Origin of the sequence: Alcanivorax sp. 24 (assembly GCF_004360225.1) — a bacterium.
Taxonomy (GTDB): Bacteria; Pseudomonadota; Gammaproteobacteria; order Pseudomonadales; family Alcanivoracaceae; genus Alloalcanivorax; species Alloalcanivorax xiamenensis.
The window spans coordinates 280098-298277 of sequence record NZ_SNUA01000003.1 but is presented as its reverse complement, the minus strand read 5'-3'; the positions used below and the strand labels follow the sequence as shown (position 1 = coordinate 298277).

16 protein-coding genes are annotated in these 18180 nt (G+C 62.8%); 12 read left to right on the top strand and 4 right to left on the bottom strand.

The window, feature by feature from the left end:
- Window positions 1-264 precede the first annotated feature (264 nt).
- Window positions 265-573 (top strand): Rieske 2Fe-2S domain-containing protein, encoded by a 309-nt coding sequence (locus E0L37_RS06240; protein WP_133490906.1) that lies wholly within the window; start codon window positions 265-267, stop codon window positions 571-573.
- A 9-nt stretch (window positions 574-582) separates the two neighbouring features.
- On the opposite strand, the gene E0L37_RS06235 is transcribed toward E0L37_RS06240, so the two are convergent.
- Complete coding sequence (locus E0L37_RS06235) at window positions 583-1218, bottom strand: lytic transglycosylase domain-containing protein (protein WP_133490905.1); 636 nt, start codon at window positions 1216-1218, stop codon at window positions 583-585.
- A gap of 196 nt (window positions 1219-1414) precedes the next feature.
- Here E0L37_RS06235 and E0L37_RS06230 point away from each other — a divergent pair, with 196 nt between their 5' ends.
- Together E0L37_RS06230 and gorA are read left to right on the top strand one after the other, a co-directional pair.
- The gene (locus tag E0L37_RS06230; protein WP_133490904.1) at window positions 1415-2980 is read left to right on the top strand and encodes an FMN-binding glutamate synthase family protein; all 1566 of its coding nucleotides are present in this window, start codon (window positions 1415-1417) and stop codon (window positions 2978-2980) included.
- Window positions 2981-3132: 152 nt separating this feature from the next.
- Entirely contained in the window at window positions 3133-4512 is a 1380-nt protein-coding gene (gorA, locus tag E0L37_RS06225) for a glutathione-disulfide reductase (RefSeq protein WP_133490903.1), read from the top strand.
- A 140-nt stretch (window positions 4513-4652) separates the two neighbouring features.
- On the opposite strand, the gene E0L37_RS06220 is transcribed toward gorA, so the two are convergent.
- Window positions 4653-5999, bottom strand: a complete 1347-nt coding sequence (locus tag E0L37_RS06220) for a cytochrome P450 (protein WP_133490902.1) — start codon at window positions 5997-5999, stop codon at window positions 4653-4655.
- Window positions 6000-6338: 339 nt separating this feature from the next.
- On the opposite strand from E0L37_RS06220, the gene E0L37_RS06215 reads away from it, so the two are divergent.
- Together E0L37_RS06215 and E0L37_RS06210 are read left to right on the top strand one after the other, a co-directional pair.
- Window positions 6339-7118 carry a ParA family protein gene (locus E0L37_RS06215; RefSeq protein WP_133490901.1) on the top strand — a complete coding sequence of 260 codons (780 nt, stop codon included), beginning with the start codon at window positions 6339-6341 and terminating at the stop codon, window positions 7116-7118.
- The gene (locus tag E0L37_RS06210; RefSeq protein WP_133490900.1) at window positions 7111-7518 is read left to right on the top strand and encodes a YkvA family protein; all 408 of its coding nucleotides are present in this window, start codon (window positions 7111-7113) and stop codon (window positions 7516-7518) included. The genes E0L37_RS06215 and E0L37_RS06210 overlap by 8 nt, the downstream gene beginning before the upstream one ends.
- A 130-nt stretch (window positions 7519-7648) precedes the next feature.
- Here the strand turns inward: E0L37_RS06210 and E0L37_RS06205 are convergent, their stop codons facing one another.
- Window positions 7649-8770 (bottom strand): alpha/beta fold hydrolase, encoded by a 1122-nt coding sequence (locus E0L37_RS06205; RefSeq protein WP_133490899.1) that lies wholly within the window; start codon window positions 8768-8770, stop codon window positions 7649-7651.
- Between the two features lie 151 nt (window positions 8771-8921).
- Between E0L37_RS06205 and E0L37_RS06200 the strand changes: the two genes are divergently transcribed.
- From E0L37_RS06200 to E0L37_RS06185, 4 genes are all read left to right on the top strand, one after another.
- Window positions 8922-9362 carry a PaaI family thioesterase gene (locus tag E0L37_RS06200; RefSeq protein WP_133490898.1) on the top strand — a complete coding sequence of 147 codons (441 nt, stop codon included), beginning with the start codon at window positions 8922-8924 and terminating at the stop codon, window positions 9360-9362.
- A complete protein-coding gene (locus E0L37_RS06195) occupies window positions 9362-9814 on the top strand; it encodes a PaaI family thioesterase (RefSeq protein WP_133490897.1) in 453 nt (150 codons plus the stop codon). The genes E0L37_RS06200 and E0L37_RS06195 overlap by 1 nt, the downstream gene beginning before the upstream one ends.
- Before the next feature lie 178 nt (window positions 9815-9992).
- Window positions 9993-11105 carry a ferritin-like domain-containing protein gene (locus E0L37_RS06190; RefSeq protein ID WP_133490896.1) on the top strand — a complete coding sequence of 371 codons (1113 nt, stop codon included), beginning with the start codon at window positions 9993-9995 and terminating at the stop codon, window positions 11103-11105.
- A gap of 168 nt (window positions 11106-11273) precedes the next feature.
- Window positions 11274-12536 (top strand): MFS transporter, encoded by a 1263-nt coding sequence (locus E0L37_RS06185; protein WP_133490895.1) that lies wholly within the window; start codon window positions 11274-11276, stop codon window positions 12534-12536.
- Between the two features lie 56 nt (window positions 12537-12592).
- Here the strand turns inward: E0L37_RS06185 and E0L37_RS06180 are convergent, their stop codons facing one another.
- Window positions 12593-13258, bottom strand: a complete 666-nt coding sequence (locus E0L37_RS06180) for an OmpA family protein (RefSeq protein ID WP_133490894.1) — start codon at window positions 13256-13258, stop codon at window positions 12593-12595.
- 213 nt (window positions 13259-13471) lie between these two features.
- Here E0L37_RS06180 and E0L37_RS06175 point away from each other — a divergent pair, with 213 nt between their 5' ends.
- From E0L37_RS06175 to E0L37_RS06165, 3 genes are read left to right on the top strand one after another with little or no spacing between them, the layout of a single operon-like run.
- Window positions 13472-15076: an FAD-binding oxidoreductase gene (locus E0L37_RS06175; RefSeq protein ID WP_133490893.1), complete on the top strand. Its 1605-nt coding sequence runs from the start codon at window positions 13472-13474 to the stop codon at window positions 15074-15076.
- Window positions 15073-16581, top strand: coding sequence for a glycerol-3-phosphate dehydrogenase/oxidase (locus E0L37_RS06170; protein WP_133490892.1), 1509 nt, complete (start codon window positions 15073-15075; stop codon window positions 16579-16581). The genes E0L37_RS06175 and E0L37_RS06170 overlap by 4 nt, the downstream gene beginning before the upstream one ends.
- Window positions 16578-18140 (top strand): FGGY-family carbohydrate kinase, encoded by a 1563-nt coding sequence (locus E0L37_RS06165; RefSeq protein WP_133490891.1) that lies wholly within the window; start codon window positions 16578-16580, stop codon window positions 18138-18140. The genes E0L37_RS06170 and E0L37_RS06165 overlap by 4 nt, the downstream gene beginning before the upstream one ends.
- Window positions 18141-18180 lie beyond the last annotated feature (40 nt).

Here is an 18180-nt window from a genome sequence, read left to right as displayed (position 1 = left end):
TCGAAGTCGCTGTGGGAGATTCTATGGTGCCCCGCAAAGCTCTTTTAAGGGGTGCGGGGCGCCATGGAATCTCCCGCGGATTGTGCCACGAAGCCGCTGTGGGAAGCTTGCTGGCAAGCGAATGGCCAACGGAGAGGCATTCGCGGCCAAGGCCGCTTCCCACAGCGGCCTTGTAGCGACCTCTGAGCAGCCCTCAATAGATGGCCATGCTATTGCTTACAGGAACCCCCTCCGTGCTATCGTTCCCGAAAAAGAGGGAACAGCATGTTTCATCGCATCATTCGCACTCTGGAGCTGTACGACGGTCTGCGCCTGCCGGTGCGGGTGGCCGGGGTGGAGTTATTGCTGGTGCACGATGACGGGAAAACCTGGCTGATTCAGCGCCGCTGTCCCCATGGTGAATTTCCGTTGGAGCGGGCCACGGTTCATCGCGGCGTGCTCCGCTGTCCGGGGCATGGTTTGGAATTCTCTCTGGACAGCGGCCGCTGTCCGAATCAGAGCTATCAACTGCGCCGCTACCGTATTGACTACGAAGGGCCCTGGCTGGGAGTGTGGGTGGCCGATGGCGACTGATTCCGGGAATCAGCGGATCGCCAGGGTGTCGTCGTCCTGATCGGAGCGGGCGGCCAGTTGCACCTGGTAGCGCAACCTCAACGCCTTCACCTTTTGTACATAGGCCTGGGTTTCGGCAAAGGGCGGGATGCCGTCGTAGCGGCGGACATTGCCTTCTCCGGCGTTGTAGGCCGCCAGCACCCGATCCAGATCATCGAAGCGGCCTTGCAGATAAGCGAGAAAGCGGGTCCCGCCGTCGATGTTCTCATCGGCATCGAACGGGTCCAGCACCTGAAGATGCCGGGAGGTCTCCGGCATCAATTGCATCAGTCCCTGGGCGCCGACCCGGGATACCGCCAGGCGATTAAACAGGGACTCGGCGTGGATCACCGCTTTGACCAGCGCGGCCTCCACGTTATGGGCACGGGCGGCGCGGGCGATGACCGCGTCGTAGCGGTCGCGCTGGGCGGCGGTGAGGCCTCGGGGCACGTAGTTCCAGCCCTTGCGGACGGACAACAGGGTATACTCCGGGCCAACCCGGTCACGAGGTTGATCGGTGAACAGAATGCTGCCGTCGGCGGCCCGATACTTGTAGATGTCCCGGGCCCAGGACGGCGATCCTACCAGCAGGATCAGAAGCAACCCGAATACCCCAAAGCGTGTCATATCTCGTTATTCAATCCGTGCTGCTATTGTTTATCGGTCCATATCCAAATGGACGGTTCCCCCAAGGGTTCCTTTGATACCATAGCGGACGGCCACGGGGTAGGGGGTAACGGCTTCCCTCTGAACCAGGTCTCACCTTTCCCGCGGGGGCGCTGGCCAGTACTCTTTACAGAGCCCGAGTCGTCAAGGAGGAAGTATGTTGTCTCCACAGCTGCAGTCTTGGCTGGATACGTTCATTACCTGGCTGGAACTGGGGTTGTTGCTGGCCCTGGTGATCGTGCTGCTGACCGCCCTGGTGCTGTGGTTTCAGGATCGCTATCTGCAAACCGCCCATTCCATCCGCCGAAATTATCCGCTGATCGGCCGGTTCCGTTATTTCTTCGAGCACCTGGGCGAATTCTTCCGCCAGTATTTCTTCGCCATGGACCGGGAAGAGTTGCCGTTCAACCGCGCTCAGCGCAGTTGGGTGTACCGGGCGGCGAAAAATCTGAGCAACACCGTGGCGTTCGGCTCCACCAAGCAGAATGGCGCTGGCCGGGTGGTGTTTCTCAATACGCCGTTTCCGACCCTGGAGAAGGACGCGGCGGAGACCATGCCATTGATGATCGGGCCGCACGCCCGTCAGCCCTACGTGGCTCGCAGTTTCTACAATATTTCCGGAATGAGCTTCGGTGCTTTGTCGAAACCCGCGGTAAGGGCGCTATCCCACGGTGCCTCGCTCGCCGGGTGTTGGCTGAATACCGGGGAAGGGGGACTGGCCCCCTGGCACCTGGAAGGCCACTGCGATGTGATTTTCCAGATTGGCACCGCCCGCTATGGCGTGCGCGATGCCGAGGGCAACATGGATGACGCCAGGCTGGAACAGGTGGCGCAGCGCCCGGAAGTGAAGATGATCGAGATCAAGCTCAGCCAGGGGGCCAAGCCGGGCAAGGGCGGGATTCTGCCGGGGCCCAAGGTGACCGAGGAAATCGCCGCGATTCGCGGTATCCCGGTGGGACAGCCGTCGATCAGCCCCAACGGCCAACCGGATGTGGGCAGCGCCGCCGATCTTCTGGACATGATCCACCACGTCCGCGATGTCACCGGCAAGCCCACCGGTATCAAGGCGGTTATCGGTTCCTGGCAATGGCTGGAAGACCTGTTCATGGAAATCCATGAACGCGGTCTGGACAGTGCGCCGGACTTCATCACCATCGACAGCGGCGATGGCGGCACCGGCGCCGCGCCGATGTCATTGATGGACGATGTGGGGTTGAATCTGTCCGAATCGTTGCCCCTGGTGGTGGATTTGCTCGACGGCTTCGCCCTGCGGGAGCGGATCCGGGTGATCGCGTCCGGCAAGCTGATCACGCCGAACATGGTGGCCTGGGCCATCGCCATGGGCGCGGATTTCTGTGTCTCGGCACGGGGCTATATGTTCGCCTTGGGATGCATCCAGGCCATGCAGTGCAACCGCAACACCTGTCCCACCGGCGTCACCACGCATAACCCCCGTTTGCAGCGTGGCCTGGTGCCGGCGGAAAAGGCCCAGCGGGTGGCTTACTTTCATGCCAATCTGGTCAAGGAAGTGGAAACCATCGCCCACTCCTGCGGCGTCGGCGAGCCGCGGGAATTGCGCCGGCATCATGTTCGGCTGGTCAATTCCAATGGCGATTCGATTCCCATGGAAGAATTGTGGCCGCCAATTGAGCGCGGCCTTTATCTGACCGAGGGGCGTCCCAGCCTGCATGCGCCCTTTGCCCGTTTCCGCGTGGGTGCCTGAAGATCGTCAACAGGCCCTAGAGGGTATCGCCGTCCGCTATCGGCGTTATTGTCAGCGCCGGCTTGTGATTCCCGGGACAGGCGCCAGAATAACGGCATCTTCCCGGGGACCGTAACCGGTGCCCTGATCCAACATGAATCAAGGAGCAGCTTGTGTCCGCTGAATTTGACCTGGTAGTGATCGGCGCGGGATCCGGCGGTGTGCGTGCCGCGCGCATGGCCGCCAGCCATGGCGCCAAAGTAGCGATCATCGAGGAGCGCTTTTTTGGCGGCACCTGCGTCAATGTGGGCTGCGTGCCGAAGAAGCTGTTCGCTTATGGCGCCGGGTTCCCTGGTGAGTTCGAATTGGCCGCCAGTTATGGCTACCGGGTGGCTGACTGGTCCTTCGACTGGGCTACCTTGCGGGACAACAAAACCCGTGAAATCGAGCGCTTGAACGGCATTTATCGCAAGCTGCTGGACGGCGCCGGGGTACAAATCTTCGAAGGCCATGGCCGGGTCGAGAGCAGTGGCACGGTCAGCGTGGACGGCGACACCGTACTCCAGGCCCGCCATATTCTCATCGCCACCGGCGGCAAGCCGTACGTACCGGACTTCCCCGGCCGTGAACAGGTGCGTATCTCCGATGATCTGTTTTACCTGGAGCGGTTGCCGAAACGGGTGGCGGTGGTCGGCGGTGGTTACATCGCCAGCGAGTTCGCCTCCATTCTGAATGGTCTGGGCGTGGCGGTGACGCAACTGTATCGCCGGGAGCTGTTCCTGCGCGGCTTCGACAAGGATGTGCGGGAGTTCGTCGCCGAAGGCATGCGCCACGCCGGCGTGGACTTGCGTTTCAATACCGACGTGACCGCCATCGAGGAGCAGGGCGGAGAGAAAGTGCTTCGCCTTACTGACGATTCCGAGCTGCGTGTGGACGAGGTGTTCTATGCCACCGGCCGGGTGCCGAGGCTAGACCGGTTGTTCGCCGACGGCATGGCGGTGCGAACCAATGAGCGCGGCGCCATTGAGGTGAATGATCGCTTCGAGACCAGCGTCGCCAATGTTTATGCCTTGGGCGATGTGATCGACCGGCTGCAGTTGACGCCGGTGGCGCTGGCCGAAGGCATGTGGCTGGCGGCCTTCCTGTTCGGTGAACAAAAACCGGAAGGACCGGTGGTCTACAGCGACGTGCCCACGGCGGTGTTCTGCCACCCCAATATCGGCACGGTCGGTTTGACCGAGGAGCAGGCTCTGGCGCGTTATGGCACGGTGCGGGTGTACCGCAGCGAGTTCCGGCCGTTGCGTTACACCCTCAGCGACATTCAGGAACGCACGCTGATGAAGCTGATCGTTGATGACAGCAGCGATAAGGTGGTGGGACTGCACATGGCCGGCGAGGAGGCCGCGGAAATCACCCAGGGTTTCGCCGTCGCCATTCGCATGGGCGCCACCAAGGCGGACTTTGACGCTACCGTGGGCATCCACCCCAGTTCCGCCGAGGAGTTCGTCACGTTACGCCAGGGCGAGACGGTGACCGCCGCGCCGCGAAACTGACTGGTGTTTTGGCAAACCCGGAAAGCATTCGCGGCCAAGGCCGCTTCCCACAGCGACTTTGTGGCTCCCTCTGTGGGAAGCTGGCTTGCCAGCGAATGCCGTGCGTCGGCGTGTTGCGTGTCAGCCGGGGCGCTTGGCGCTTAAAGTCGCTCCAGCGTCACTGGCAAGCCATCGGCGGGCACCGGCAGGCTGCGGGTGTCCAGCGGCATTTCATAATCGTCCGGCACCTCCCAGCGAAAACGCAACAGCATCTGATGCAATACGGATTTCACTTGCATCTCGGCGAAATGCAGACCGATGCATTTATGCGCGCCGCCGCCAAAGGGAACCCAGGCATAGGGGTGTACCCGGTCTTCACGGCGGGCATCGCTGAAGCGCTCCGGGTCGAACCGTTCCGGATCCGGCCAGTATTCCTCCATGGAATGGGTGAAAAACGGCGCGATATTGATGAAGGTGCCGGCCGGAATATGGAAACCGTCATACTCCACGTCCTTGACGGTACGCCGGGGCATGCTGGGCACCGGGGCGCATAGTCTCAGAGCTTCCTTCATGGCCATGCCGATACCGGGGAGTTTGTCCAGATCCTCGTGTTCCAACCAGGGCTTGCCCAGCGCCAGGGATTCCTCCCTTAGCCGTTCCTGCCATTGCGGCTCCCGGGCCAGATGATAGAGCAGGGTACACAAGGTGATGGTGGTGGTGTCGTGGGCCGCCATCATCAGAAAGATCATATGGCTGACCACGTCCTCGTCGCTGAATTCATGGCCATCCTCGGTACGGGCCTGGCACAGCATGCTGAACAGGTCGCTATCCGGAGCGGCGCGCTTGGCACCGATATCGTCCATGAACAGCCGTTCAAGAACCCGTCTGCCCCGTAACCCTTTGGACCAGCCAAGCCCCGGTACCGGAAAACGGACCAGGGAGGTGCCGGCGCGTACGGTATCGATAAAGGCGCGGTTGATCCGGTCCGTCTGATCCCCCAGCTCCCGTCCCATGAACACGTCGGTGGCCAGATCCAGAGTCAACTGCTTGAGAGCCGGCAGCAGCTTGACGGGGCCCTCGGACCAGTGCGACAGACCTTCCTCGGTGCGTGGCGCCATCCGCTGCAGGTAACCGCGCAGGGCTTCACGCTGGAACGCCTGTTGCATGATACGGCGATGCCAACGGTGCTCCTCGAAATCCAGCAGCATGATGCCGCGATGGAAGAACGGGCCAATGAAGTAAGACCAGCCCTGGTGGTTGGAAAACAGATCGCCACGGTTCATCAACACGAACTGATTGGCGTCGGGGCCGAGCATCTGCACCATCTTCAAACCAAACAGGTGAGTCCAGGACACGGGCCCGAAACGGTCATAACGTTGCCGTAACGTGGTGACCGGGTCGCGCATCATCGCCAGGGTGTTGCCGATCAACGGCAGCCCGGCATCGCCGGGGACCGGTTTCAACGTGCTGCCAGCGGGAACCGGCGCCAGCGGGGTGATGGTGGCCATGGAGCTCTCCGTTATGGTAATGCCGTTATGGCGATGCCGTTGTCGTTATGATGTCGGTGTATATAACGTGTTTACCTGCATGCTGAGCATGCTTCGGGCGGAAGGCAATAGCGGGTATATGTCTTTCTGTCGGATATTTACCCGGTGGTGGGTAAAGAACGATCATGTGGCGGGCAGCTCCCGTATTCTCCCGGCCACGGCGGGCCATCAACGGCTTATGCACGCGGTTATCCACAGAAACTGTGGACATCCCGCACGCCTGTGGCGTTGGTCTCCACGGCCGCTGTTCCATGCTGGCCGGCTGTGTACCATGTGGGCTCGGGTTATGGAGGTATTTTGATGCGAACAGTGGTGTTCAACCGCAAAGGCGGGGTCGGCAAATCCAGTATCACCGTCAACCTGGCCGCCATTGCCGCCAGCGAAGGCCGCAAGACGCTGGTGGTGGATCTGGATCCGCAATGCAACGCCAGCCAATATTTGCTTGGCATGGAGGCGTATCGGGGCGAGGACGGGCCCGCCCCCAACATCGGTTCATTCTTTGCGCAGACGCTGTCATTCAAGCTCAAGGAAAAGGCGCCGCGGGAATATGTGCACACCACTCGTTTCGAGAACCTGTATCTGCTGCCCGCCAACGGCGAGCTGGGTGAAGTGGAACACCTGCTGGAGTCCAAGCACAAAATCTACAAACTGAGAGGTTTGTTGAAGGCGCTGGCACGGGAGTTCGATGCCATCTATGTGGACACGCCACCGGCGTTTAATTTTTATACACTTTCGGCGTTGATCGCCTGCGACCGGGTATTGATTCCGTTCGATTGCGACGCCTTCTCACGCAAGGCGTTGTATTCGCTGCTGGAAAATATTCACGAAACCCGGGAGGACCATAACGAGGACCTTTCCGTGGACGGCATCGTCGTCAACCAGTACCAGCCCCGTGCCCGTCTACCCCAGGAGCTGGTGGCGCAGTTGCAGGAGGAGGGGCTGCCGATCCTCAACAGCCGGTTGTCCGCCAGTGTCGCCATGCGTGAATCCCACGACAAGGCATTGCCACTGGTGCACTGGAATTCGCGTCATAAACTCACCAACGAATACCGGGCGCTGTACCGGGAGCTCTATGGCTGAATCCCCCTGGCGCCGTGCCCGGCAACGGGCCGGCCGTGTACTCAAATCCCCGCTGGCCAGCCAGCGGCTGGCCAGCGCCAGTGCCGCCAAGGCCTGGGCCAATCGTGACCGTCTGGGTGAGGCCTGGGAACGGCTGCAACTGGCCGGTGGCATGCTGCGGGACTGGTCCTTGCGACGCTACCCGGCGGCACCATGGGCCACGCTGATCACGGTAGCGGCGGTGCTGATCTACTTCCTGATGCCGCTGGACGCGGTGCCGGACATGATTCTCGGCGCCGGCTTGCTGGATGATCTGGTGGTGCTCAATCGCGCCTGGCGCTGGATCGGTTCGGACCTGGAGAAGTACCGGCTGTGGCGGGACGGGCAAGAAGAGCCGGACGCTGGACGCCGGACGCTTTAGAACGCGGTTTCTTGAAGCGTTGCGGGTCTAAATAATCGCGTTCAAGGCTTGCACGGGCCGGAGGCCGGGCTTCATCCTCTGGCGTCTGGCGTCTGGCGTCTGGCGTCTGGCGTCTGGCGTCTGGCGCTTTTCACCCCCGCGCCGCCAGCCAGTCGGCGATGATGCGCCAGGTATGGGACGGGGCCTTGCTGCCGGCAAAGACACCGGCATGACCGCCCGGCGCTTCCTCGAAACGCTTTTCGCTACTGCCCACTACCTTGAGAATGTCCCGCGCCGCGCGCAGGGTGACGATACGATCACTGGTGCCGCCGATGGCCAGCAGATCCTGGGTGACGTTGGCGAAATCCACTTCGTGGTCAGCCAGTTTGATACGGCCGTCGGCCAGACTGTTGGCCAGAATCAGTTTCTCGATCACTTCTCTGACCACCGCGCCGGGGTAGTCCACCATGTCGTTGAACCACTGGCCCATGGTCATGTATTCGGTGAGGTAGTCGCGGTCGGCGGAGTTGCGCCATAAATCCACGTAGGACTGCACCAGCCCCGGCGGATTGGTGAGCTTGAACCCCCATGACAACAGGTTGGCGGGAATGTGAAACAGCTTGCTGTCCAGTGGCTCCAGACGCACCTGGAACCAGTCATGCACCTGCATGGCGGGGATCGCGGCAAGACTGAAGACGGTGCCGAACGGGCCGCTTTTGTGGAAATTCACCGGGCTGGCGATGGTGGCCAGGCTGTGCACCGGCGCCCCTGGGTGGCCGCCCAGGTACATCAGGCTGAGCAGGCCGCCCATGCAATAGCCAAGCAGGTTGATGTCCCCGGCGCTGGTGTGGTCGCGTACCGCTTCCACCGCCGCCGGCAGCCAGTGATTGACGTAGGTGTTCAGATCCAGCTCGCGGTCCGCCTTGGAGGGCTGGCCCCAGTCGATCAGATAGACGTCGTGGCCGCGCGCCATCAGGTAACGCACCATGGAGCGGTTCGGCATCAGGTCGAAGGTCCAGCAGTGGATCCCCAACGCCGGCACCAGCAGCAACGGTCGGCGGTGCTTGTGACGCTCCACCGGCACGCTCTCATCGCCCACCGGAATCCGCTCCATGGGTGGCAGACTGTAGTGGCGAACCGACATGATGCCCTCCTGGTAGATACGATCCCAGGGGGTTTTGTCGGTCTGGATGAAGCGGCGCGGGTGGCGTCGGCGTTCCATTGCCAGACCCAGGGCGCGGGCGCCGTTCTTCAGGGAGAAACGAGGTGACATCAGGGCTCCGAACTGCCAGGCCCGGCGATAGAGACTCACCGGACATTTGCCATTGGCGCTTTTCAGCGCTAAAACAAGGCGTTAAGCTTGCCGCGCTTTGACCAAGGGAGCATTGGCCGCCGTGACAGATTCCTCCGTACCGTATACGCGAATGGACGTTTGCAAACGTTCCCTGGAAACCGTGCGTCACTCGCGCATGCTGGGCCTGCAAGTGCTCAGCGCGGAAGAGGAAGGGGTGCGGCTGCGTTTGCCCTGGCGCGAGGATCTGGTGGGTAATCCGGACACTGGCGTGCTGCACGGCGGCGCGGTCTTCGCTCTGATGGACCACGCTGGCGGCATGGCCAACAGCTGCCGGCTCTATCCAGCGGTGGAGATCACCCCGACCATCGATTTGCGCATTGATCACCTGCATGCGCCAACGCCGGGCAAGGCGGTGATCTGCGACGCCACCTGCTATCGCCTCAGCGCCCACGTCACCTTCGTGCGCATGACAGCCTGGGAAGAGGGCGACGAACAGGGCGAGCCGGTGGCCACCGGTCAGGCCACCTACACACGTATGAAACTGGACAGAAGCGGGCGGGTGGCATCCTGATGAGCGACACACTGAAAGCATTGGTTCAGGCCTGCCGGGCCGGTGAAGCGGATTACCAGGATCTGATCGACCGGGTGCCTTACGCCCGTTTTCTCGGCATTCAGGTGCGGGCCCAGGGGGAGGAACTGACCTTCATTCTGCCTCGCAATGAGAACAACCTGGGCAACCCGACCCTGCCGGCATTGCACGGTGGCGCCGTGGCCGGGTTCATGGAGCAGGCGGCCATCATCTTTATTCTGCTGCAGATGGGGGAGCCGCGGGTGCCGAAGACCATCGATTTCACCATCGACTATCTGCGTGCCGGGTTGTACCAGGATACGTTCGCGGAATGCCGGGTCACCCGCCTTGGCCGGCGTATTGCCAATGTGCATATCAGCGCCTGGCAAAGGAACCGGGAAGAACCGATCACCATTGCCCGCGCTCATTTTCTTCTTTCCGATGAAAATGCTTGAGGTTTCTTTTCCATCTTATTGATAAGAAAGAAAAAGAAACCATAAGTTGATGTCATTTCTGATTGTGATTTTACGACAGATTCAACGGCAAATTGTCATTGTCCGACATTGCCGTTGGTGGTCGGCCTGACTAGCGTGATGAGAGCATCCAGCTGCGTAAAGCATAAGGAGCCTCATCATGCGCATCAAGGAATTGGCATCCCCGCCATCGGACATCACCTACTATGAAAGCTGGGACGGTCCCGGCAGCGACGATCTGGAAGAGCGGCTCACACCGGCCCATGTCGAGGACGTGGTGGAAATCTTCCAGACCCCGCTCACTGGCCATTACAACTGGGACTACAGCAGTGCCGATGGCCGGATCCGCAAGCTCTACCGGCTCGGCAAGGAACTGAACTGGAACGCGGACATGGATGTGGACTGGTCGCAAAACTTCCCGAAATCGGAAGTGCCGCTGGATCAGAAACTGAACCCGTTCCACGACTGGGAACCGTTCGCCACGCTGCCGGATGAGGAAAAACTGCGCTTCGGCTGGCACAACCTGGCCTGGATGCTGGCTCAGTTCGTTCATGGGGAGCAGGGCGCCTTGCTGGTGGCCTCGCAGCTGGCCAGTTGCGCGCCGACCTACGACGCCAAGCTCTATGCCGCCAGCCAGACCTTCGATGAAGCCCGCCATGTGGAGGTGTTCACCCGCTATCTGCAGGAGAAGATCGGCATTTTCTACCCGGTCAACAAGCATCTTAAATCGTTGCTGGACAAGATCCTGTCCGACCCGCGCTGGGATCTGAAATTCATCGGTATGCAGATCATCATCGAAGGGCTCGCCCTGGCCGCCTTCAACACGCTCAAACTGACCGCCCAGGACCCGCTGCTGCGGCAAATCATCCAACTGGTTGTGCGCGACGAGGCCCGTCACGTCACCTTCGGTGTCAATTACCTGGAAGACTTTGTGCAGACCCTCACCGAGCAGGAGAAGGAAGAGCGGGCCCATTTCGCCTACGAAGCCTGCGTGGTGATGCGTGAGCGGCTGATCGCGGTGGAGGTGTTCGAAGAGTTTGGCTGGGATGTGGAACAGGCGCGGGAGAAAGCGCTGGCATCGGCGTTGATGGCGCAGTTCCGCAATCTGCTGTTTACCCGCATCATCCCCAACCTCAAGCGTATCGGTCTGCTGACCGAGTCGGTAAGGCCCAAGTTCGAGGCTCTGGGGATTCTGCAGTTCGAGAACCTGGTGGACGACGGCGAAGTGGACTGGGCGGAGTTGTCCCGGCCGCTTTACGATGAGGTTTCCTGAAATCGGTTCCGATTCGCTGGCAGTTCGGCTTCCCCCAGAAGGGGCTACGGAGCCGCTGTGGGAAGCTGGCTTGCCAGCGAATCGCCACCTGATTCGTCACCCCCGGTTACCAAAGGAGCAATTCGGCTGACACAAAGGGTGCTACCATAGCCCTTTTCGGAGGACCCCATGCCCGCCGCGTCGCCCGCCGCCCGTTCCCCGGCATTCGTGCAAACCCTGCTGCTCGCCGCCGTCGGTGTCACCGCGTTGGGCCAGACCCTGGTGTTTACCTTGCTGCCGTCACTGGGGCGTTCCACCGGGTTGGCGGAGATCCAGGTGGGGCTGATCATCAGTTGCTCTTCTCTGGCCTTCGCTCTGGCCAGCCCGATCTGGGGGTACCTGAGCGAGCTGTACGGGCGCCGGCCGGTGTTGATCATCGGGTTGAGCGGTTACGCCGTGGGCACTGTGTTGTTCGCCGTGGTGTTCCATCTCGGCCTCAATGGCTGGCTCACCGGTGGTGCCCTGGTCGCTTGTCTGGTGGTGGCGCGGATGAGCCAGGCGGTGATCATGGCCGCCACTCCGCCCTCGGCGGCGGCCTATACCGCGGATATCACCGCCCCGGAAGCGCGTACCCGGGGCATGGGGCGCATCGGCGCGGCCAACAATCTCGGCACCGTGCTGGGGCCGGGCATCGGTGGACTGTTGGCCGCGCTCACGTTGATTCTGCCTCTGTACTTGGTGGCCGCCGTGGTGGCCTGCATGGCGCTGCTGATTTTTCTGCTGCTGCCGCCTTCCCCTTACCGCACCCAGGCGCCGGATACACGCGTACGCAGCGTCATGGCCACGGGACTGCGGGCTTACACCGACCCCCGTTTTCGTGATCTTCTGATCACTGGTGTGGTTCTGTTCATGAGCTTTGCCCTGGTGCAACAAACCCTGGGCTTTCTGTTTCAGGACGCGCTGCACATGTCTCCCTCCGCCGCCGCCGGGGCCTTGGGCACGGCGATGATGGCGGCGGCGGTGACCTCGCTCACCGGGCAAATTCTGGTGGTGCAGTGGTTGCGCGCGCCAGCGCTGGTCCTGCTGGGTATGGCGGTACCGTTGATCGGTGCCGGTGCCCTGCTGTTGTGGTTGTTCGATCAGCGCCTGGCGTTGACCGTGGCGGTGATGCTGGTGGGGTTGGGGATCGGTTTCGGCATGCCGGCGATCATGGCCCTGGCCAGTCTGCGCGTGGACAGCTCCGAGCAGGGTCGGGTGGCGGGTCTGGCCAGTGCTTGTCCTTCCCTCGGATTCATCATCGGCCCCTTGGCCGGCACCGCGCTGTACAGCATTGATCATCGCTTCCCGTACATCATGGTGGCGGTGTTGATGGTGCCGCTGGCGGTATTGGTGTGGCGACTGCGGCGGCGTTCAGTGGCCGGGGCGAAGGCGGAAGCGTCCGGGGAAGAGTAGGTCGTCGATAAGGCGGGGCGAAGCTCCGGCCATGAGACCGGAGCCGGACTTGCCGTTTACTTGGTGTACGGCAGCAGGGTCAGTTCAACCCGGCGGTTCTGTTCACGGCCCTGGGCGGTACCGTTATTGGCGATCGGCTGGGTCTCACCAAAGCCCACCACGTCCAGGCGCACAACGTCAACGCCGTAACTGCTCAGTACGTTGGCCACGGATTGAGCGCGTTGCTGGGACAGCAGCAGGTTGTAGCGTTCGCCGCCGGTGCTGTCAGTGTGGCCGGCCACCTGGATCATGGTGGACTTGTACTCCTTGAGCACTTCACTGACGGACTCCAGTACCGGACGGAAGTTGCTCTTCACGTCGGACTGGTCGGTGTCGAAAGTGACATTGCCCGGCATGTTCAGAATGATGTTGTCACCGTTACGGGTCACGGACACGCCGGTGGCCTGCAGCTTATCCCGCAGTTTCTTTTCCTGAACATCCATGTAATAGCCGACGCCGCCGCCCGCCACGGCGCCAATGCCCGCGCCGGCCAGAGCCCGTTCCTTGCGTTCCTTGGCATTGTCCGAAGTGGCGATACCGATCAGAGCCCCGGCTACCGCGCCGATGGCGCCACCTGTGGCCGCCTTGCTGGTTTGTTTTTCGCCGGTGTAGGGGTTCACGGTGCTACACCCGGCCAGAGTGATCGCGGCGGCAAGCATGGAACAACCGAGGATGTGTTTCATTGTGTCTCCTTGTTATCTCGAAATCCGGATCAGCCTGATCCAAGGTACTGTAATCGTGGGACTGTACCATAGTGTTCCGGTAAAAAGCGGTAAAGCCTAGCGGTTCCGGAATGAGGAATGGAACCGGCGGTGGCGGGTTTTGGCATGGCCGGCCGGTGCAACGGTGACAGGGACCGATTACCATCGGAAACGGATCAGAACAGGGAATTCACTATGCGTCGTTGGAATGGGTGGGGGGATGAAGCCACGGAGTTTCCGTTGCGGCCCTCCGCCGTGCGTTTTTTGCGTCATCGCATCGGCAACGGGCGGCCATTGGCCGACGCCGATCTGGACCAGGTGATCGCGTCGGTACCGGAGAGTCGCCTGCCGGAACACCCGTTGGTGGACCGTTCCCCGGAGGCCCGTGTCCGCCATGCCCGGGGACAGAGCCTGGGGGACTGGCTGGCGATGCGTTCGGGACAATTCGGAGTCTTTCCGGACGGGGTGGCCCGGCCGACCGACAGTGACCAGGTGCGGCAACTACTGGACTGGGCGCTGGCGCGGGGCGCGGTGGTGATTCCCTATGGTGGTGGTACCTCGGTCGCCGGCCACATCAACCCGCCGGTGGATGATCGGCCGGTGTTGACCCTGAGCCTGGCTGCCATGGACCGGTTGTTACGGCTGGACCCGGAGAACCGCCTGGCGCGTTTTGGTGCCGGCACCCCGGGCCCGGCACTGGAAGCGCAATTACGTGAGCATGGATTCCGCCTCGGCCATTATCCCCAGTCCTGGGAGCTGTCCACGGTGGGTGGCTGGGTGGCGAGCCGTTCCAGTGGCCAGCAGTCCCTGCTGTATGGCCGCATTGAGCAGCTGTTCGCCGGAGGCCGTGTTGAAACACCCGCCGGCGGTTGGCGTCTACCCACCATCCCGGCGTCGTCAGCCGGCCCGGACGTCCGCGAATGGGTGCTGGGCAGCGAAGGCCGGCTGGGCGTGATCACCGAAGTGGATGTGCGTATCAGTCCGCTGCCCGAGTTTGAGCAATTTTACGTGGGTTTCGTGGCGGGCTGGGATCAGGCCCGGGAACTGGCCCGTCAGCTTGCCCAGGACAGGTCCTTGCTGTCCATGGCCCGTTTCTCCAACGCCGAGGAGACCGCTACCCAACTGCGTCTGGCGGCCTCGCCGCTGGCACTTTCCGCGCTCAACCGCTACCTGTCCTTGCGTGGATGCGGCGATGGACGCTGCATGGTGACTTTCGGTGTCAGTGGGGAAACGGCGCTTTGCCGGGCCGCCATGAAACGCGCCTCGGCCCGGGTGCGGGCCCATGGTGGGGTCATGATCGGCAGGAGCCTGGGCAGAAAATGGGAACACGCCCGCTTTCGCTCCCCGTACCTCCGTCACGGATTGTGGGAGCACGGTTACGCTGTGGACACGCTGGAAACCTGCGTGGAATGGTCCAAGGTGGATGAGACCGTGAGCGCCATCGAAAACGCCCTGCACGCCCACGCCGGAGAAGGCGAGAAAGCGCTGGTGTTCACGCATTTGTCCCATCTCTATCCCCAGGGTTCCAGTATTTACACCACCTACGTGTTCCGCTGTTCGGCGGACTATGAGCAAACCCGGCGGCGCTGGTGGGCGATGAAGTCGGCGGCCAGTGACGCGCTGGTGGCGCGTGGCGGCACCATCAGCCACCAGCATGGCGTGGGCCGTGATCACCTTGGCTGGCTGGGCGAGGAAAAAGGCGTCCAGGGGGTGGCGGCGTTGCGTGCCCTGGCCGCCCATTTCGATCCTTCCGGACAGCTTAATCCCGGCTGTCTGGTGGCACAGGAGGAGAATCCATGACACTGGGGCCACGGCCGACACTGGCGTCACTGAGTGAACAGAACTGGGACCTGATCGTGATCGGCGGCGGCATCACCGGCGCCGGCGTATTGCTGGAAGCCGTGCGCCTGGGCTACCGGACCCTGCTGTTGGAGCAGGCCGATTTCGCCTGGGGCACATCAAGCCGATCCTCGAAAATGGTCCACGGAGGCTTACGTTACATCGCCCAGGGCCAGGTGCGGCTGACCCGCGACGCGTTGAGAGAGCGGGAACGCCTGCTGCGTGAACTGCCGGGGCTGGTGGAACGCGCCACCTACCTGTTCCCGCTGCGCAAGGGGAGCTTCCCCGGGCGCTGGCCAATGACCGCTTTATTGGGCGTCTACGATTTCCTGGCCGGTATCCGCGACCGTGCCTATCTGAGCAACGAGGCCCTGCTGAAACGGGTGCCGGGGCTGGATGCTCAAGGGCTGGCTGGCGCGCTCAGCTACACCGATGCCCTCACCGACGATTGCCGGCTGGTGCTGAGGACCCTGCTGGAAGCCGCCCGTTATCAGGGCAGGGCGCTCAACTATGCGCGCGTCACCGGCGTGAGCCATGAGGGCGCCGCCACGTCGGCGCCGTTACGGGTGGCGGTGCGGGATTTGACCGATGACGCCACCGCGACCCTGAGCGCCCACGCGGTGATCAATGCCACCGGCGCCTGGGCCGGGCAACTGGGCGGCGACGAGGAGCGAATCCGGCCACTGCGAGGCAGCCACTTGTTCTTTTCCGCCGACCGGCTGCCGGTGCGGGACTGCCTGACCGTGCTGCATCCCCGTGACCAGCGCCCGGTATTCATCTTTCCCTGGGAAGGCGTGGTGTGCGTCGGCACCACTGATCTGGACCATGGGGAAGACCTCAATCGGGAGCCGCGCGCCTCGGCACGGGAAATGGACTACTTGCTGGAGCTGCTCAACCAGCAGTTCCCCGGCGCCGGGCTTGGCGCCGGAGACGTGTTGTCGTCCATGGCCGGAGTCCGCCCGGTGATCCGCTCCAGCCGACCCGGCAAGCCCTCCGCGGAAAAACGGGATCACGCGGTATGGGAGCACGACGGCATCATCTCGGTGAGCGGTGGCAAGCTCACCACGTTCAGGCTGATTGCCCTGGACGCGCTGCTGGCGGCCGGCTTGCTGGACCGCACCGGCTGGCGCCGCGCCCGGCGCGGCAACGTCCCTCTGTACGCACCGATACCGGAGGCGCCGGCGCAGGTGGATGAATTCCTGCACGGCGACCAGGACGACGATGCCTTGTTGTCCTGGTGTCTGGAGCATGAAGCCGTGGTGCATCTGGATGATCTGCTGTTACGCCGTACCCGCCTGGGGCTGCTGCGGCGCGACGGCGGCCAGGCGCTGCATGACCGCTTGCAAGGTCTGACCACCGCCAAGCTGGGCTGGGATGCGGCGCGCTGGGAGCGGGAGTGGCAACGTTACCGGCGGCTGCGCGATGACTATTACGGCGTTCCGGGCGGGTTGGCGGAGGCCTCGTGAGCACGCCGCTGCTGCTGGCCCTGGACCAGGGCACACAGAGCGCCCGGGCGCTATTGTTCGATGCCCGTGGCGAACTGGTGGCAAGGGCGCGGCAGCCGGTGGAGTCGTATTGGCCCGGGCCGCCGGGAGAGGCGGAGCAGGACGCGGAACATTTCTGGTGGGGCCTCGGCGCGGCCTGCCAGACGTTGTGGCGCGCTCACCCCGATTTAAAGGAACGGGTACAGGCGGTGGCGTTGACCACGCAACGGGCCTCGGTGGTGTGCCTGGATCGGGACAATCGGCCGTTGCGGCCAGCGGTGATCTGGCTGGATCGGCGCCGTGCCGCCGCCTATCCGGAGCTGCCCTGGTACTGGCGCTGGGGCGTCAATGTGCTGGGGCAGGGCGGCACGCTGCGCCAGTTTCGCGGCAAGGCGGAATGCAACTGGCTGGCCGAACGCGAACCGGAGCTGTGGCGGCGTACCGAGCATTTCGTGCTGTTGTCGGGGTTTTTGACCTGGAAGCTGTGCGGGGTATTGAAGGACTGTACCGCCAGCCAGGTGGGTTACCTGCCGTTCGATTACCGGCGCCGGCAATGGGCCAGGCCCGGAGACCTGAAATGGCATGCTTTGAGGGTGCGTCCCGAACAGTTGCCGGAACTGGTGCCGCCGGGACAACCGCTGGGCCGGATCAGCGCCGAGGCCGAAGCCCACACCGGCATTCCCGCCGGTCTGCCTCTGATCGCCTGCGGCGCCGACAAGGCCTGCGAGGTGCTGGGCTCCGGCGCGCTCAGCCCGGACATCGGTCATGTCAGCTACGGCACTACCGCCACCTTCAATACCAGTAACCACCGTTACGTGGAACCGTACCCGTTCGTGCCCGCCTACGGTGCCGCGGCGCCGGACTACTACACCTCGGAAATTATCGTGCAGCGCGGGTACTGGCTGGTGGAATGGTTCAAGCGCGAGTTCGCCGCGGAAGAAGTGCAACGTGCCGAGCGTCAGGGCGTGGCGGCGGAAGCCTTGTTCGACGAGTTACTGGACCAGTCGCCGCCGGGGGCGCTGGGGCTGATGCTGCAACCTTTCTGGAATCCCGGCGTGCGTTTCCCGGGGCCGGAGGCCAAGGGCGCCATCCTCGGGTTCGGTGACGCCCATGATCGCCCGCACCTTTACCGCGCCATCGTTGAGGGGATCGCCTACGCGCTCAAGGATGGCCAGGAGCGCCTGCAGAAACGCAATCGCGTTCCGGTTCGTGAGCTGCGGGTTTCCGGCGGCGGCTCACAAAGCGACCGCATTTTGCAGATCACCGCCGATATCTTTGATTTACCGGTGGTGCGCCCCCATACCTTTGAAACCTCCGGGCTCGGCGCGGCCATCAATGCCGCCGTGGGGACCGGGCTGTATCCGGATCACGAACGGGCGGTGGCGGCGATGACCCACCCGGGACCACGCTTTGAGCCCCGGGCCGGCCCTCGTGACCAGTATCAGCAATTGTATCGGCGGGTCTACCAGCGTATTTATCCTCGTCTGTCGGGGTTATACCGGGAAATTCGCGCCATCACCGGTTATCCGGCGGACCTGTGAGCGGCCCGCCGTAAACCGTCTGACCAGAGAAGGGAGAGCA

Bases quoted from the DNA above. Each gene is read 5' to 3' on its own strand.
- E0L37_RS06240 (WP_133490906.1), top strand. From the start codon at position 265: ATGTTTCATCGCATCATTCGCACTCTGGAGCTGTACGACGGTCTGCGC.
- E0L37_RS06235 (WP_133490905.1), bottom strand. From the start codon at position 1,218: ATGACACGCTTTGGGGTATTCGGGTTGCTTCTGATCCTGCTGGTAGGA.
- E0L37_RS06230 (WP_133490904.1), top strand. From the start codon at position 1,415: ATGTTGTCTCCACAGCTGCAGTCTTGGCTGGATACGTTCATTACCTGG.
- E0L37_RS06220 (WP_133490902.1), bottom strand. From the start codon at position 5,999: ATGGCCACCATCACCCCGCTGGCGCCGGTTCCCGCTGGCAGCACGTTG.
- E0L37_RS06215 (WP_133490901.1), top strand. From the start codon at position 6,339: ATGCGAACAGTGGTGTTCAACCGCAAAGGCGGGGTCGGCAAATCCAGT.
- E0L37_RS06210 (WP_133490900.1), top strand. From the start codon at position 7,111: ATGGCTGAATCCCCCTGGCGCCGTGCCCGGCAACGGGCCGGCCGTGTA.
- E0L37_RS06205 (WP_133490899.1), bottom strand. From the start codon at position 8,770: ATGTCACCTCGTTTCTCCCTGAAGAACGGCGCCCGCGCCCTGGGTCTG.
- E0L37_RS06200 (WP_133490898.1), top strand. From the start codon at position 8,922: ATGGACGTTTGCAAACGTTCCCTGGAAACCGTGCGTCACTCGCGCATG.
- E0L37_RS06195 (WP_133490897.1), top strand. From the start codon at position 9,362: ATGAGCGACACACTGAAAGCATTGGTTCAGGCCTGCCGGGCCGGTGAA.
- E0L37_RS06190 (WP_133490896.1), top strand. From the start codon at position 9,993: ATGCGCATCAAGGAATTGGCATCCCCGCCATCGGACATCACCTACTAT.
- E0L37_RS06185 (WP_133490895.1), top strand. From the start codon at position 11,274: ATGCCCGCCGCGTCGCCCGCCGCCCGTTCCCCGGCATTCGTGCAAACC.
- E0L37_RS06180 (WP_133490894.1), bottom strand. From the start codon at position 13,258: ATGAAACACATCCTCGGTTGTTCCATGCTTGCCGCCGCGATCACTCTG.
- E0L37_RS06175 (WP_133490893.1), top strand. From the start codon at position 13,472: ATGCGTCGTTGGAATGGGTGGGGGGATGAAGCCACGGAGTTTCCGTTG.
- E0L37_RS06170 (WP_133490892.1), top strand. From the start codon at position 15,073: ATGACACTGGGGCCACGGCCGACACTGGCGTCACTGAGTGAACAGAAC.